This is a genomic window from Streptomyces sp. NPDC058470 (assembly GCF_042721055.1).
Classification (GTDB): Bacteria; Actinomycetota; Actinomycetes; order Streptomycetales; family Streptomycetaceae; genus Streptomyces.
Genome location: NZ_JBHXMF010000086.1, coordinates 1 through 14,944 on the forward strand (window position 1 = coordinate 1; position 14,944 = coordinate 14,944).

The 14,944-nt window shown below is 70.6% G+C and carries 16 protein-coding genes; 7 read left to right on the plus strand and 9 right to left on the minus strand.

Annotated features, from left to right (window positions below; all coding sequences use genetic code 11):
• Positions 1–48: 48 nt before the first annotated feature.
• The gene (locus ACFWP7_RS39060; RefSeq protein WP_384392159.1) at positions 49–966 is read right to left on the minus strand and encodes an SDR family oxidoreductase; all 918 of its coding nucleotides are present in this window, start codon (positions 964–966) and stop codon (positions 49–51) included.
• Between the two features lies 1 nt (position 967).
• Positions 968–1,717 carry an SDR family oxidoreductase gene (locus ACFWP7_RS39065; protein WP_384392161.1) on the minus strand — a complete coding sequence of 250 codons (750 nt, stop codon included), beginning with the start codon at positions 1,715–1,717 and terminating at the stop codon, positions 968–970.
• A gap of 93 nt (positions 1,718–1,810) precedes the next feature.
• Between ACFWP7_RS39065 and ACFWP7_RS39070 the strand changes: the two genes are divergently transcribed.
• From ACFWP7_RS39070 to ACFWP7_RS39085, 4 genes are read left to right on the plus strand one after another with little or no spacing between them, the layout of a single operon-like run.
• Positions 1,811–2,602 carry an enoyl-CoA hydratase family protein gene (locus ACFWP7_RS39070; RefSeq protein WP_384392164.1) on the plus strand — a complete coding sequence of 264 codons (792 nt, stop codon included), beginning with the start codon at positions 1,811–1,813 and terminating at the stop codon, positions 2,600–2,602.
• Positions 2,599–3,504: a CoA transferase subunit A gene (locus tag ACFWP7_RS39075; protein ID WP_384392167.1), complete on the plus strand. Its 906-nt coding sequence runs from the start codon at positions 2,599–2,601 to the stop codon at positions 3,502–3,504. Before ACFWP7_RS39070 ends, ACFWP7_RS39075 begins: the two co-directional genes overlap by 4 nt.
• Positions 3,501–4,295 carry a CoA-transferase subunit beta gene (locus ACFWP7_RS39080; protein WP_384392170.1) on the plus strand — a complete coding sequence of 265 codons (795 nt, stop codon included), beginning with the start codon at positions 3,501–3,503 and terminating at the stop codon, positions 4,293–4,295. The genes ACFWP7_RS39075 and ACFWP7_RS39080 overlap by 4 nt, the downstream gene beginning before the upstream one ends.
• On the plus strand, positions 4,295–5,353 hold the full coding sequence (locus ACFWP7_RS39085; RefSeq protein WP_384392173.1) for an NAD(P)H-dependent flavin oxidoreductase: 1,059 nt from the start codon (positions 4,295–4,297) through the stop codon (positions 5,351–5,353). Before ACFWP7_RS39080 ends, ACFWP7_RS39085 begins: the two co-directional genes overlap by 1 nt.
• On the opposite strand, the gene ACFWP7_RS39090 is transcribed toward ACFWP7_RS39085, so the two are convergent.
• The 3 genes from ACFWP7_RS39090 to ACFWP7_RS39100 all read right to left on the minus strand — a co-directional run bounded on the left by ACFWP7_RS39090 (position 5,337) and on the right by ACFWP7_RS39100 (position 8,059).
• On the minus strand, positions 5,337–6,494 hold the full coding sequence (locus ACFWP7_RS39090) for an acetyl-CoA C-acetyltransferase (protein WP_384392176.1): 1,158 nt from the start codon (positions 6,492–6,494) through the stop codon (positions 5,337–5,339). The genes ACFWP7_RS39085 and ACFWP7_RS39090 overlap by 17 nt on opposite strands.
• Before the next feature lie 107 nt (positions 6,495–6,601).
• Positions 6,602–7,213 (minus strand): TetR/AcrR family transcriptional regulator, encoded by a 612-nt coding sequence (locus ACFWP7_RS39095; protein WP_384392179.1) that lies wholly within the window; start codon positions 7,211–7,213, stop codon positions 6,602–6,604.
• A gap of 54 nt (positions 7,214–7,267) precedes the next feature.
• Positions 7,268–8,059, minus strand: a complete 792-nt coding sequence (locus ACFWP7_RS39100) for an SDR family oxidoreductase (RefSeq protein WP_384392182.1) — start codon at positions 8,057–8,059, stop codon at positions 7,268–7,270.
• Positions 8,060–8,174: 115 nt separating this feature from the next.
• On the opposite strand from ACFWP7_RS39100, the gene ACFWP7_RS39105 reads away from it, so the two are divergent.
• Both ACFWP7_RS39105 and ACFWP7_RS39110 read left to right on the plus strand, forming a co-directional pair.
• On the plus strand, positions 8,175–9,320 hold the full coding sequence (locus ACFWP7_RS39105; RefSeq protein WP_384392185.1) for an acyl-CoA dehydrogenase family protein: 1,146 nt from the start codon (positions 8,175–8,177) through the stop codon (positions 9,318–9,320).
• Positions 9,320–10,465, plus strand: coding sequence for an acyl-CoA dehydrogenase family protein (locus ACFWP7_RS39110; RefSeq protein ID WP_384392188.1), 1,146 nt, complete (start codon positions 9,320–9,322; stop codon positions 10,463–10,465). The genes ACFWP7_RS39105 and ACFWP7_RS39110 overlap by 1 nt, the downstream gene beginning before the upstream one ends.
• Here the strand turns inward: ACFWP7_RS39110 and ACFWP7_RS39115 are convergent.
• Positions 10,440–12,131 carry a cytochrome bc complex cytochrome b subunit gene (locus ACFWP7_RS39115; protein WP_384392191.1) on the minus strand — a complete coding sequence of 564 codons (1,692 nt, stop codon included), beginning with the start codon at positions 12,129–12,131 and terminating at the stop codon, positions 10,440–10,442. The genes ACFWP7_RS39110 and ACFWP7_RS39115 overlap by 26 nt on opposite strands.
• A 58-nt stretch (positions 12,132–12,189) precedes the next feature.
• Positions 12,190–12,525: a MerR family transcriptional regulator gene (locus tag ACFWP7_RS39120; protein ID WP_384392194.1), complete on the minus strand. Its 336-nt coding sequence runs from the start codon at positions 12,523–12,525 to the stop codon at positions 12,190–12,192.
• Between the two features lie 80 nt (positions 12,526–12,605).
• On the opposite strand from ACFWP7_RS39120, the gene ACFWP7_RS39125 reads away from it, so the two are divergent.
• Positions 12,606–13,541, plus strand: a complete 936-nt coding sequence (locus ACFWP7_RS39125; RefSeq protein WP_384392197.1) for an aldo/keto reductase — start codon at positions 12,606–12,608, stop codon at positions 13,539–13,541.
• Here the strand turns inward: ACFWP7_RS39125 and ACFWP7_RS39130 are convergent.
• Both ACFWP7_RS39130 and ACFWP7_RS39135 read right to left on the minus strand, forming a co-directional pair.
• Positions 13,531–14,079: a HutD family protein gene (locus tag ACFWP7_RS39130; RefSeq protein WP_384392200.1), complete on the minus strand. Its 549-nt coding sequence runs from the start codon at positions 14,077–14,079 to the stop codon at positions 13,531–13,533. The genes ACFWP7_RS39125 and ACFWP7_RS39130 overlap by 11 nt on opposite strands.
• On the minus strand, positions 14,076–14,795 hold the full coding sequence (locus ACFWP7_RS39135; RefSeq protein WP_384392203.1) for a vWA domain-containing protein: 720 nt from the start codon (positions 14,793–14,795) through the stop codon (positions 14,076–14,078). The genes ACFWP7_RS39130 and ACFWP7_RS39135 overlap by 4 nt, the downstream gene beginning before the upstream one ends.
• Between the last annotated feature and the right edge of the window lie 149 nt (positions 14,796–14,944).

Genomic DNA, 14,944 nt, shown 5'->3' on the forward strand with positions numbered 1-14,944 from the left:
CCCCAAGGGACGGGAATGGGCAGGGGCGGAGGGGGCGAAAAACGCACGTCACCCCACCCCGTACACCGCCCCCGGCACCTCCGCCCCCGCCAACAGCTTCAACGCCGCGTCCCCGGCGTCCGCCGGAGTCCACCGCGCCCCCTTGTCCACACCGGGCCCTGCCCGCCACCCCTCCATCACGGTGATCCGCCCGCCCTCGGCCTCGAAGACCCTCCCGGTGACGCCTGCGCTCGCGGCGGACCCGAGCCACACCACCAACGGCGACACGTTCTCGGGAGCCATCGCATCGAAGGAGCCGTCGTCGGGCGCGGCCATCGCCGACGCGAACGCCCCCTCGGTCATCCGTGTCCGCGCCGCGGGAGCAACCGCGTTGACCTGAACTCCGTACGGTCCCAACTCGGCGGCGGCGACCAGCGTCAGCCCGACGATCCCGGCCTTGGCGGCGCTGTAGTTCCCCTGCCCGACGGACCCCAACAGGCCCGCTCCACTACTGGTGTTCACCACCCGGGCCCGGGGCGGCCGCCCGGACTTGGCCTCCGCCCGCCAGTACGCCGCCGCATGCTTCAGCGGCAGAAAGTGCCCTTTCAGATGGACCCGCATCACGGCGTCCCAGTCGTCCTCTTCGAGGTTGACCAGCATCCGGTCCCGGAGGAACCCGGCGTTGTTGACGAGGGTGTCGAGGCGCCCGTACGTCTCCAGAGCGGTGCGTACGAGGGACACGGCACCCTCGGTGGTCGCGACGTCGCCGCCGTGGGCCACCGCCGCCCCGCCGGCCGAGCGGATCTCATCCACGACCTGCCCGGCGGGAGACCCGGCACCGGGCGTGCCGTCGAGACCGACGCCGAGGTCGTTCACGACGACTCGCGCCCCCTCGGCGGCGTACGCGCGCGCGTGCGCCCGGCCGAGCCCGCGCCCCGCACCCGTGACGACGACGACACGCCCCTCGCACAGCAGCGGTCCACTCATCTCAGCTCTCCTTGTTGGCGGTTGCGGCATCGAGGAAGGCGGGCCGTTCGCCCCCTCCGTGGACCAGCAGACTCGCCCCGCTGATGTACGCGGCGGCGTCCGAGGCGAGGAAGACGGCGGCCGCTGCGACGTCGTACGGCTCGGCGAGGCGGCCCAGCGGGACGGTCCGGGAGACGGCGGCGACGGCGTCCTCGTCGCCGTAGTGCAGGTACGAGCGTTCGGTGCGGACCATGCCGACGACGAGGGTGTTGACGCGGACGTCGGGGGCCCACTCGACGGCCATCGAACGGGCCAGGTTCTCCAGGCCCGCCTTGGCCGCCCCGTACGCCGCCGTGCCGGGCGACGGCCGCGTCCCGCTCACGCTGCCGATCATCACGATCGAGCCCCTGGCCCGCTGGAGGTGGCGGTACGCGGCGAGCGAGGCGGTCAGCGGCGCGGTGAGGTTGAGCTCGATCACGCGCGCGTGGCGTTCGGCGTCCGATTCCGCGAGTGGCCGGTAGGGGGAGCCGCCCGCGTTGTTGACCAGGACGTCGAGCCGGGGCAGGGCGTCGAAGAAGTCGCGGACGGCGGGCGGGTTCCGTAGGTCCACGGGCGTGAACGCGGCGCCCTCGACCAGTACTTCGGGCGGCCTGCGCGCGCAGACCACGACCTCGGCGCCCGCCCGCACGAAGGCCCGCGCGATCCCGGCGCCGACCCCGCGGGTACCGCCCGTGACGACGACGGTCCTGCCGTCGAGATCCGCGTTGTCCACAGGGCCTCCCGCTGGGCTGCATTCGCTGCTAGCTTCGAAATCTCACCTAACAAACGTTTGGTGGAAAGATAGCCGAAGGTAGCTGATGTGCCCATGGGTGTCTCCACCTCGAGCCCGGAAAAGGGGATCTCGGTCGTCACGGTCGACTTCCCGCCGGTGAACGCGCTGCCCGTGCGGGGCTGGTTCGACCTGGCCGACGCCGTCCGCGCGGCGGGCCGTGACCCCGGGACCCGCTGTGTCGTGCTGACGGCCGAGGGCCGCGGTTTCAACGCGGGCGTGGACATCAAGGAGATACAGCGGGACACCGCCGGCCGTACGCAAGGTCATGGCGTGCTCATCGGCGCGAACCGGGGCTGCTTCGAGGCGTTCGCGGCGGTGTACGAGTGCGAGGTGCCGGTGGTGGCGGCGGTGCAGGGCTTCTGTCTGGGCGGCGGGATAGGTCTCGTCGGCAACGCGGACGCGATCGTGGCGAGCCAGGACGCGACCTTCGGGCTGCCCGAGCTGGACCGTGGGGCGCTCGGTGCGGCCACCCATCTGGCCCGTCTGGTGCCGCAGCACCTGATGCGCGTCCTGTACTACACCTCGCGCACCGCGACCGCGGCCGAGCTGCACGCGCACGGCTCGGTGTGGAAGGTCGTGCCGCGCACCGAACTGCGCGCGGCCGCACTGGAGCTGGCCCGGGAGATCGCCGCGAAGGACGGCCGTCTCCTGCGGCTCGCCAAGGCCGCCATCAACGGAATCGATCCCGTGGACGTGCGCCGCAGCTACCGCTTCGAGCAGGGCTTCACCTTCGAGGCCGGCCTCAGCGGGGTGGCCGAAGACGTCCGCGACACCTTCGGCAGGTCCGGTGAATTCGACGAGTTCGGCAAGGAGGCCACCCGGTGAGCGACAAGACCATGTCCGCCCAGCAGGCAGTGGGCCGTCTGGAGAGCGGGATGACGCTCGGCATCGGCGGCTGGGGCTCACGCCGCAAACCGATGGCCCTGGTGAGAGCACTGCTCCGGTCCGAGATCACCGATCTCACCGTCGTCTCGTACGGCGGCCCGGACGTGGGTCTGCTCGCCGCCGCCGGCCGGATCCGGAAGCTGGTGACCGCGTTCGTGACCCTGGACTCGATCCCGCTCGAACCGCACTACCGCGCGGCGCGCGAGAGCGGGGCCTTCGAGCTGATGGAGGTCGACGAGGCGATGTTCATGTGGGGACTGCACGCCGCCGCGAACCGGCTGCCGTTCCTGCCGGTGCGTGCCGGGCTCGGCTCGGACGTGATGCGGGTCAACCCCTGGCTGCGGACAGTCACTTCGCCGTACGCCGACGACTTCACTGTGGGCGCCAGGCCATCAGAGGCGCCGGGCGGCCCCTCGGGCATCCGCGAGGAGTTCGTCGCGATGCCCGCCCTCCGCCTGGACGCGGCCCTGGTCCACATGAACCGCGCGGACCGGCTGGGCAATGGCCAGTACCTGGGCCCGGACCCGTACTTCGACGACCTGTTCTGCGAGGCGGCCGACGCGTCGTACGTCTCCTGCGAGCGCGTCGTCGACACGGCGGAGCTGACCAAGGAGGCCGCGCCGCAGACCCTGCTGCTCAAGCGGTCGAGCGTGACGGGTGTCGTCGAGGCGCCGAACGGCGCGCACTTCACGTCCTGCGCCCCGGACCACGGCCGCGACGAGGCCTTCCAGAAGCTGTACGCGACCACGCCGTACGCCGAGTTCGCCGAGCGGTTCTTCGGCGGCGACGAACACGCCTACCAGAGCGCCGTCCAGGCCTGGCAGAAGGAGCAGGACCAGTGAGCCCGACCTTGGCCGAGTACTGCGTGATCGCCTGCGCCGAGGCCTGGCGGGGCAACGGCGAGGTGCTCGCCGGCCCGATGGGCCTGATCCCGTCCATCGGCGCCCGTCTCGCCAAGCGCACCTTCTCCCCCGAGCTGCTGCTGACCGACGGCGAGGCGATGCTCGTAGGGCTCGACGGAACACCGGAGGGCTGGCTGCCGTACCGCCAGCATCTGACGATGGTGACCGGCGGGCGCCGGCACGTGATGATGGGCGCGAGCCAGATCGACCGCTTCGGCAACCAGAACATCTCGTGCGTCGGTGACTGGGACCGGCCCCGGCGCCAGCTGCTCGGCGTGCGCGGCGCACCGGTCAACACCCTCAACAACCCGACCAGTTACTGGATCCCGAAGCACTCCCCGCGCGTGTTCGTCGGGAAGGTCGACATGGTCTGCGGTGTGGGGTACGACCGTGCCGCCGCCGCGGGCCCGAGCGCCACCCGTTTCCACCGCATCCCGTGCGTGGTGACCGACCTCGGCGTCTTCGACTTCGCCACCTCCGACCACTCGATGCGCCTTGCCTCGCTGCACCCCGGCGTCACGGTCGAACAGGTCGGGGAAGCGACAGGCTTCGAGCTGCACGTGCCCGCCGACGTTCCGTACACCCGCGAACCGTCCCCGGCGGAGCTGAAGTTGATCCGCGAGGTCATCGACCCGAAGGGCACGCGGGACCGTGAGGTGCCCGGCGCGGCCCGCACCAGGACCGTCGGGACCGCCGGGACCGCCGGGACCACCGGTACAGGGAGTCGCTGATGGACACCGCGCTCACCCGGCTGGTCGGCGTCCGCCACCCGATCGTGCAGACCGGCATGGGCTGGGTGGCGGGCCCCCGTCTGGTCTCCGCGACGGCGAACGCGGGCGCGCTGGGCATCCTGGCGTCCGCGACGATGACCCTCGACCAACTGCGGGACGCCGTACGGGAGGTCGGGTCCCGCACGGACGCGCCCTTCGGCGTGAATCTGCGGGCCGACGCGGGGGACGCGGGCGACCGGGTGCGGATCATCATCGACGAAGGCGTACGCGTGGCGTCCTTCGCGCTCGCCCCTTCCCGCGCGCTGATCACGGAGCTGAAGGACGCGGGCTTGGTCGTCATCCCCTCCGTCGGGGCGCGCCGACACGCCGAGAAGGTGGCCGCCTGGGGCGCCGACGCGGTGATCGTGCAGGGCGGCGAGGGCGGCGGGCACACCGGCGAGGTCGCGACGACCGTGCTGCTGCCGCAGGTGGTGGACGCGGTCTCCATCCCGGTCGTGGCGGCGGGCGGTTTCCATGACGGGCGGGGGCTGGTGGCCGCGCTGGCCTTCGGCGCGGCAGGCGTCGCCATGGGCACGCGTTTCCTGCTGACCTCCGACTCGACGGTCCCCGACGCGGTGAAGGCGCGGTACCTGGCGGCGACGGTCAAGGACGTCACGGTCACGACGGCCGTAGACGGCCTCCCGCACCGCATGCTGCGTACCGACCTCGTCAACTCCCTGGAGAAGTCCGGCCGCACGGGAATCCTGGCCCACGCCGTCCGCCGGGCCGCCGGCTTCCGCAAGATATCCGGCCTCTCCTGGCCCGCCATGATCCGCGACGGCCTCGCGATGAAGCACGGCAGAGACCTGTCCTGGAGCCAGATGCTGCTCGCGGCCAACACCCCGATGCTCCTCAGATCCGCAATGGTGGACGGCCGAACCGACCTCGGAGTGATGTCCTCCGGGCAGGTCGCCGGGGTGGTGGACGACCTGCCGTCATGCGCGGAGCTGGTGGACCGGGTGATGGCCGAGGCGGAGGAGACCTTGAAGTCCTTGGAGCTGCTCAGAGCCGTTCGATGATCGTCACGTTTGCCTGGCCGCCGCCCTCGCACATGGTCTGGAGCCCGAACCGCCCGCCGGTGCGCTCCAGTTCGTGCAGGAGGGTTGTCATCAGTTTTACGCCGGTGGCGCCCAGTGGGTGGCCGAGGGCGATCGCGCCGCCGTTGACGTTGACCTTGGCCGGGTCGGCGCCGGTCTCCTTGAGCCAGGCGAGGACGACCGGGGCGAAGGCCTCGTTGATCTCGACGAGGTCGATGTCGCCGATGGACATGCCGGTCTTCTTGAGGGCGTGGGCGGTGGCCGGGATGGGGGCCGTCAGCATCCGGATGGGGTCCTCGCCGCGTACGGAGAGGTGGTGCACGCGGGCGCGCGGGGTCAGCCCGTGTTCCCGTACAGCCCGCTCGGAGGCGAGGAGCATGGCGGCGGCGCCGTCGGAGACCTGGGAGGAGCAGGCGGCGGTGACGGTACCCCCGTCGGTGACGGGCTTCAGGCCCGCCATCTTCTCCAGTGAGGTGTCCCGGCGCGGGCCCTCGTCGACCGTGACGTCTCGGTAAGGGACGGTCTCGCGTACGAAGCGGCCCTCGTCGATGGCGCGGATCGCCCGCTGGTGGGAGCGGAGGGCGAACTCCTCCTGGTCGCGGCGGCTGATGCCCCACTTGGCGGCGATCAGCTCGGCGCCGTGGAACTGGTTGACGGGCCGGTCGCCGTAGCGTGCCCGCCACCCCTCGCTGCCCGCGAAGGGGCCCTGCGTCAGGCCGAGCGGCTCGGCGGCCTGGCGGGAGGCGAAGGCGATGGGTATCTGGCTCATGTTCTGGACGCCGCCCGCGACCACCAGGTCCTGGGTGCCGGACAGGACGCCCTGGGCGGCGAAGTGCACGGCCTGCTGGGAGGACCCGCACTGTCGGTCGACGGTGACTCCCGGCACCTCCTCGGGCAGTCCGGCCGCCAGCCAGGCGGTGCGGGCGATGTCCCCCGCCTGCGGCCCGACCGCGTCGAGGCACCCGAAGACGACGTCCTCGACGGCGGCCGGGTCCACACCCGAACGCTCGACCAGTGCGCCCAGTACCTGCGCGCCGAGGTCGGCCGGGTGGACGCCGCTCAGGCCTCCCCCGCGCCGCCCGACGGGCGTACGGACCGCTTCGACGATGTAGGCCTCGGCCATGACAACTCCCTCAGGGACACGCGGATATAGGGCTCGCGCACATGGGGCTCGCGGATATAGAGCTCGCGGATATAGATCTCACAGACATGGAGCTCACGGACATGGGGTTACTCGCGTACGGAGATCCCGTCGAGGACCATCGACAGGTACTGCCGGGCGATCTCCTCCGGACTGTGGTGCCCACCGGGCCGGTACCAGGACGCGGCGACCCACACGGTGTCGCGCACGAACCGGTAGGTGAGCCGGATGTCGAGGTCGGCCCGGAAGACCTCGGCGGCGACACCGCGCTCCAGCGTGCTCAGCCACGCCTTCTCGAAGTTGCGCTGCGACTCGGCGAGAAACGCGAACCGCTGCTGCACGGCGAGGTGCCTGGACTCCTTCTGGTAGATCGCGACGGCGGCGCGGTGCCGGTCGATCTCCCGGAAGGACTCGGTGACCAGGGCCTCCAGGGTTTCCCGGGGGCCCAGCTCGGCGCCCAGGACGGTGTCGTACCCGTCCCAGAGCTCGTCGAGGAACGTCCGCAGGATCTCCTCCAGCATCGATTCCTTGGAGTCGAAGTGGTAGTAGAGACTGCCCGCGAGCATTCCGGCCTGATCCGCGATCTTGCGGACGGTGGTGGCGTTGTAGCCCTGCTCGGCGAAGACCTCGGCGGCCGTGTCGAGCAGTTCGCGGCGCCGCTCGGGCGAGGCGGTCACCTGGGGCTTCTTCTTGGTAGGCACGGGCCCATTGTGGTCCCGTGGCCTTCGTATCCACGCATGCCGGCCGCCCCGCCCCTACGCGTGCTGACTGCTGACGGACACGACTTCGCCGGTCATGTACGAGGAGTAGCCGGACGCCAGGAACACGATCACGTTGGCCACCTCCCAGGGCTCGGCGTACCGCCCGTACGCCTCGCGGGCCGTCAGCTCCTCGAGAAGTTCCGGTGTGGTCACCTTCGCGAGGTGCGGGTGCATGGCGAGGCTCGGGGAGACGGCGTTGACCCGCACCCCGTAGGCGGCGGCCTCGATCGCCGCGCACCGGGTGAGCGCCATGACCCCGGCCTTCGCGGCGGCGTAGTGCGCCTGCCCGGCCTGGGCGCGCCAGCCGACGACGGAGGCGTTGTTCACGACGACGCCGCCACCGCCCTGCGCCTTGAGTGCCCGCAGGGCCGCGCGGGTGCACCGGAAGGTACCCCCCAGGGTCACGTCGAGCACCCTCGACCACTGCTCGTCGGTCATGTCGACGAGGTCCGAAGTACCGCCGAGACCAGCGTTGTTGACGACGATGTCCAGACCGCCGTGCAGTTCCGGAGCCGCGTCGAAGAGGGCCTGGACCTGGTCCTCGTCGCTGACATCGCAAGGCAGCGCGGCGACACTCGCGGCACCGAACTCGCCTGCCAGGGTCTCGGCACTCTCCTTGAGCCGCCGCGCGTGCGCGTCGCTGATCAGTACACGGGCGCCCTCTTCGAGGAACCTGCGCGCCGTGGCTCCGCCGATGCCGGCACCGGCCGCGGCGGTGATGACGGCCGTACGCCCCTTCAGCAGCCCGTGCCCGGATACGTACGCCGGACCCTCGACGTCGCTCATGGCCCCACGCTAACCTACCAAACACTTGTTAGGGAAGCTTGCCGCCGAAGGGTTCCCCCTAGGCCCTGGAGGCCCCGGAGGGATTTCCCCCCGAAGACCCCGAAGGGTGCTGCCCATGGACCTCGCCCACTCCCCCGCCGACGAGGCCTTCCGCACCGAGGCCCGGGCCTGGCTGGCCGCCCACGTGCCGCCCGCCCCCCTCCCCTCCCTGGAGACCGAGGAGGGCTTCGCCGCCCACCGCGCGTGGGAGGCCGAACTCGCCGCGGCCCGCTGGTCGGTGGTGTCGTGGCCGGCGGAGTACGGCGGCCGGGGTGTGGACATCGTGCGGTGGCTGGTGTTCGAGGAGGAGTACTACGCGGCGGGCGCGCCGGGCCGGGTCGGCCAGAACGGCATCAACCTGCTGGCCCCCACCCTCTTCGACCACGGGACGCAGGAGCAACGCGCGCGTGTACTGCCGTCGATGGCCACGGGCGAGACCGTCTGGGCGCAGGCCTGGTCCGAACCCGAGGCCGGTTCCGACCTGGCCTCGCTCACCTCCCGCGCGGTGCGTACCGACGGGGGCTGGCTGCTGAGCGGCCAGAAGACCTGGTCATCGCGGGCGGCCTTCGCGGACCGCGCGTTCGGACTGTTCCGCAGCGAACCGGACACTCCGAGGCCCCACCAGGGCCTCACCTACCTGATGTTCGACCTGCGCGCACGGGGCGTGACGGTCCGCCCGATCGGCCGCCTGGACGGCAAGCCGGCCTTCGCCGAACTCTTCCTGGACTCCGTCTTCGTCCCTGACGAGGACGTGATCGGCGAGGTGGGCCAGGGCTGGCGGGTCGCCATGTCGACGGCGGGGAACGAACGCGGTCTGACGCTCCGCTCGCCGGGCCGCTTCCTGGCCGCCGCCGACCGGCTTGCCGCCCTGTGGCGCGCCCACGCCGACCCCTCGGACACGGCGCTGCGCGACCGGGTGGCCGACGCGGTGATCGGCGCCCGCGCCTACCAGCTCTTCACCTACGCGGGTGCCTCCCGTTTCGCCGCCGGGGAGCCGATCGGCCCGGAGTCCAGCCTGAACAAGGTCTTCTGGTCGGAGTACGACATCGCGCTGCACGAGACGGCACTCGATCTGCTGGGCCCGGAGGGCGAGTTGGCGGACACCGACTGGTCCGAGGGCTATGTCTTCTCCCTCGCCGGACCTCTCTACGCCGGCACCAACGAGATCCAGCGCGACATCATCGCCGAGCGCCTCCTCGGCCTCCCGAAGGGCCGGCGCTGATGCGCTTCCTCCTCGACCCCGAGCAGCGCGCCTTCGCCGACTCCCTGAACGCCCTGCTGACGGCGGCGGACACACCGACGGTCATCCGCGCGTGGGCCACGGGCGACCGTGCCCCCGGCCGCGCCCTGTGGTCCCGCCTCGCCGAGGCGGGCGTGTTCGCACTGGCGGTACCGGAGGCGTACGAGGGCCTGGGCCCCCTCCCCGTGGAACTGGCCGTCGCCTTCGTCGAGTTGGGCCGCCACGGAGTCCCGGGCCCGCTGGTGGAGACGGTGGCAGCGGCCACGCTACTCACCGAACTCGGCGAGCCGGGACTCAGCGAATCGGGACTCGGCGAATCGGCGCTCGGCGAATCGGACCCCGCCAAGCGCCTCCTGCCGCCACTCGCCTCGGGAGAGGCGCTGGCGACGGTCGCCCTACCGGGCGGCGGACCATTCCTCCTGGACGCCGAAGCGGCGGAACTGCACTTGGCCGTACGGAACGCCACCGCACACCCAAAACCCCACCCGACAACAGGCGTCACCGCCGCACGCCCGGAACTCCACCTGACGGTACGAGACACCACCGCACACCCAAAACCCCATCCGACAACAGGCGTCACCGGTCCGGACGCCCCGCGCCCCTCCCTCGACCCCGCCCGCCGACTCACCCTCCCCCGCCCCCGTCCCGGCGGCGAACTCCTCGCCACCGGCCCCCAGGTGACCCATGCCGCCGCCCAGGCCCTCACCTGGGCCCGGCTCGCCACAGCCGCCCAAGCGCTCGGTGTGGGCCTCGCCCTTCTCGACAGAACAGTGGAGTACGTCAAACAGCGCACCCAATTCGGCGTCCCCATAGGCTCGTTCCAGGCCGTCAAGCACCAGCTCGCGGATGCGAAGATCGCCCTGGAGTTCGCGCGGCCGCTGCTCTTCGGGGCGGCGCTGTCCATGGAACCGGCGGACGTCGCCGCAGCCAAGGTCACGGCCGGTGAGGCGGCGTACGCCACCGCCCGTACGGCGCTCCAGCTGCACGGCGCGATCGGTTACACGGCCGAGTACGACCTGTCCCTCTGGCTCACCAAGGCCCGCGCTCTGCGCACCGCCTGGGGCAGCCCGGCCGAGTGCAGAGCGGTAGTCCTCGGCGCTCTCAGTGGTGGTGATCCTCGCTCGTGAGCTCCCGGTACTCCTCCACCGTCGGCTTCGGGATCTGCGTGCCGGGCCCGTACATGGCACGGGCGAGCCATGCGCGCAGTCGGTGGGAGGGGCCGACGCGGCGGGTGACACCGTTCGCGTCGACGAGCGGACCCACTTCGTACGGTGGCGCCTGCTCGTGCTGGGTGAGCGCGAACCGCTGTTCCTGCGTGAGCGGTTCGTGCACCTCGACGAACTCGCCGTTCGGCAGCCGCTTGATGATGCCCGACTCCCGCCCGTGCAGCACCTTGTCGCGGTCCCCGCGCTGCAGCCCCAGGCAGATCCGCCGCGTGACGACGAAGGCGAGTACCGGCACGGCGAAGAAGGCGATCCGCACGAACCACGTGATCGTGTTGATCGACAGGTGCAGATGCATGGCCACGATGTCGTTGCCGCCGCCGATCAGCAGCACCCCGTACAGACTCAGCCAGGCCACGCCGAGTCCCGTGCGGGTGGGCGCGTTGCGCGGCCGGTCCAGCAGGTGGTGCTCGCGTTTGTCCCCGGTGATCCAGGCCTCGATGAACGGATAGACGAGGATGGCCGTCATGACCAGCGGGAAGAGCATGAAGGGGATGAAGACGCCCAACTGAAGTGTGTGGCCCCAGCCGTTGATCTCCCATCCCGGCATCACCCGGATCAGTCCCTCGGAGAAGCCGAGGTACCAGTCGGGCTGCGCACCGGTCGTCACCAGATCCGGGCGATAGGGGCCGAAGGCCCACACGGGGTTGATCGTCGCGATCGCCCCCATCATCGACAGCGCCCCGAAGACGAGGAAGAAGAAGCCGCCCGCCTTGGCCACGTAGATCGGCATGAACGGCATGCCGACGACGGATTTCTCCTCCCGTCCGGGCCCGGGATACTGCGTGTGCTTGTGGTAGAAGACCAGGATCAGATGGACGACCACCAGGCCCAGCATGATCCCGGGCAGCAGGAGTACGTGGATCGGGAAGAACCGCGGGATGATGTCGTGGCCCGGGAACTCCCCTCCGAAGAGGAAGAAGGAGAGGTACGTCCCCACCACCGGGATCGACAGGATGGCGCCCTGCGCGAAGCGGACGCCGGTGCCGGAGAGCAGGTCGTCGGGGAGCGAGTAGCCGGTCAGTCCGGTGATGAGGCCGAGCATCAACAGGGTCCAGCCGAACACCCAGTTGACCTCGCGCGGCTTGCGGAACGCACCGGTGAAGAACACCCGCATCATGTGCACGAGCATCCCGGCGACGAACACGAGCGCCGCCCAGTGGTGGATCTGCCGGATCAGCAGTCCGCCGCGTACGTCGAAGCTGATGTCGAGCGTGGACTCGTACGCCCGCGTCATGAGGACGCCGTTGAGCGGTTCGTACGAGCCGTTGTAGACGACCTCGACCCCGCTCGGCTCGAAGAACAGCGTGAGGTAGATCCCGGTGAGGATCAGGATGAGGAAGCTGTAGAGGCAGACCTCGCCCAGCATGAACGACCAGTGCTCGGGAAAGACCTTGCGCAGATTGGTCCTGGCCTGCGCGTACACGCCGAGCCGCGCGTCGGCCCAGTCCGCGAACCGTTCTCCCTTGCCGACCTCGGCGGGCCGTCCGGGCGGCGAGGTGCCGACTCTCCACGCGTCCCCCGAAGTCCCGGCGCTGCTACCGGAGTTGCTCTCTCGCGCGTCATCCATATGCCGCTCCTCGGCTCACCCCAGGGTGGCACGACGTCCCGGCGAAGCCAACGGGTCGTCACGGGTCGAGCAGGGAGACCAGCGAAGCCCGCTTCTCCGCCAACTCCGTCATCCTGGCGTCGAGTTCGCACAGCCGCCCGCGCAGGCGGTCGGCCATGCAGTCACCGACGGTCGTGCCGTCGTCCTCGACGCAGGGCAGCACCTCGCGGATGACGCGCGTCGGCAGCCCTGCGTCGAGGAGCAGCCGGATGCCGCGTACGGCGGTGGGCGCGTCGGCGTCGTACGAGCGGTGCCCGCCGGGCGTACGACGCGAGTCGAGGAGACCCTGCTCCTCGTAGTAACGCAGCAGCCGCGCGCTGACGCCCGTCCTGACCGACAGCTCGCCGATCCTCATACCTCCATCACCCCTTCTCATGTGATGCCCCTCACATCCTCTTGAAACTCACATCCATGTGAGCTCCTAGCCTCACGGTCATGACGAACACCGCGACGAACACCACAACCAGCACCGCGACGAACTCCTTGTCCCACACAACGTTCACTCTCGGCGGCGATCTTCCCGTCCGGCGGATCGGCTACGGCACGATGCGCCTGGCCGACGGCCCCGGCGATCCGACCGGCGGCAACGCCCACATCTGGCGTGCACCCGTCGACCGCGAAGGCGCGATCGCCGTGCTGCGGCGGGCGGTCGACCTCGGTGTCACGCTCTTCGACACGGCGGACGCGTATGCGCTCGGGGCCGGCGAGGAGTTGGTGGCCGAGGCCCTGAGTCCGTATCCGGGCGAGGTGGCCCTCGCCACCAAGGTGGGCGTGGCCCGGCCGTCTCCCACGGAGTGGATTCCGCTCGGCCATCCCGCCTATCTGCGCCAGCAGGCCGAACTCTCCCTGCGCCGACTGCGCACCGACCGCATCGACCTGCTCCAGCTGCACCGCATCGACCCCGACTACCCGCTCGCCGAACAGATCGGTGCCCTGAAGCAGCTCCAGGACGAAGGCAAGGTCCGGCACCTCGGCCTCTCCGAGGTCACGGTCGAGCAGATCGAGGAAGCCTCGGCGGTCGCACCCATCGCGAGCGTGCAGAACCTCTACAACCTGGCCGCGCGGGACCACGACCCCGTACTCGACCACACCACCGCGCAGGGAATCGCCTTCCTGCCCTTCTTCCCGATCGCGATGGGCGACCACGCGGGGCCGGGTAGCCCGGTCGCCGAAGTGGCACGCGAACTGGGCGCGAGCCCGGCGCAGACGGCCCTCGCCTGGCTGCTGCACCGCGCCCCGAACGTGATCCCCATCCCCGGTACGACCTCACCCACGCACCTGGAGGAGAATCTGGGCGCTCACCAAGTCGCCCTCTCCAAGGACCAGTTCGCCCGCCTGTCGCAGAACGCGCCGCTCGGCTCTACGGAGTAGGACCGATCACGGCGGTACGGCCCTGCGCGCGCAGCACCGCGCCTTCACCGGTCAACAACGCGGCGTCGTACGGCCGGAGAGACAGCCCGGCCACCTCGGCGGGTCCGTCGAGGGCGACGATCAGGGCGGGCGCGGCGGGGAGGGACAGCCGGCCGTGTACCACGGCGACCGTCGGGGGCGTACGACCGCTGTCTCGGCGCCACATCACGTTGAGGTTCACGACCGGGCCGTCGAGCAGCCGGCAGTCGATGGGGACGTCAGCGCGGAAGTCCTGTGGTTCGTAAGGGGAGTTGACGAGCCGTCGCTTCCCGTCCACGGTCAGCTCCATGCCGGCGCCCTCGACGACGGTCAGGGTGCGGTCGATGTCGGGGAAGGCGGAGAACGGCCCGTCCGCGGCGACTTCGGCGAGGCTCACCCGCCAGACGAAGTCGCCCATGCCCGCGCCCTTGGGCGAGGCGACGATCTCGCGGGTCACCCCGCCCCCGTTCTTCCAGGGCACGGCGACCCGTTCGGCGGCGGACAGCAGACGCGCGGTCACTGCACGATCCCCTGCGCCCGCGCCGCCGCCAGCCACTGCGGGAACTCGCCGAGAATCCGGTCGTACAGCTCACTGTCGGACACCTTCCGCGGATCCGAACCGGCATGAAAGAAACCGGCGTTGTCCACGAGCCGCTTCTGCGGTACCGCCAACTCGTCCAGCCTGCGCAGGAATTCGAACTGCCTGCTTCCCGGATCCCCGAACCCTATGAACTGCCAGAACAGCGGAAGCTTCGCCGCCTTGCACAAGTACCTTTCCGCGGCGAGCTTGTTGATCGGTCCGCCGTCGGTCTGGAAGACGACGAGGGCGGGATCCTTGGAGCCACTGTCGAGGTAGTGGTCGATGACCGCGTCCATGGCGAGGTGGTAGCTGGTCCTGCCCATGTGCCCGAGCCCGGACACGATCTGCTCGATGCGCCCCTGGTGGTTGACGAGGGCGATGTCGGTGACCGCGTCGATGTCGGTGGAGAAGAAGACGACAGGGACCGTTCCGTCGTCGTCCAGGTGCGCCGAGAGCCCCAGCACCCGGTCGGCGAGCGCCTGCATGCTGCCGTCCTGGTAGTACGGCTTCATGGACCCCGAGTAGTCCATGACCAGGTACACGGCGGCCCGTTGCCCGTTCAGCCCGTGCTTGGTGAGGGAGACACCGGCGCTCTTGTACAGACTGACCAGCGCGGGTGCCGTCTCCTCCACCTTGGTGAGACTGATTGCGGGCATGCGGGACGGCTCCCATCGCTCAAGGGTTGAGGGAGGCCGAGATTACGTGACGGACGGCGGGCACGACAGTTCACTCCCCCGGCACACACCGGCGTTCGCCGCCGGCCTCCTGTCCGGCGGTTCATACCGGACAGGCCCCTGCCGCTCCC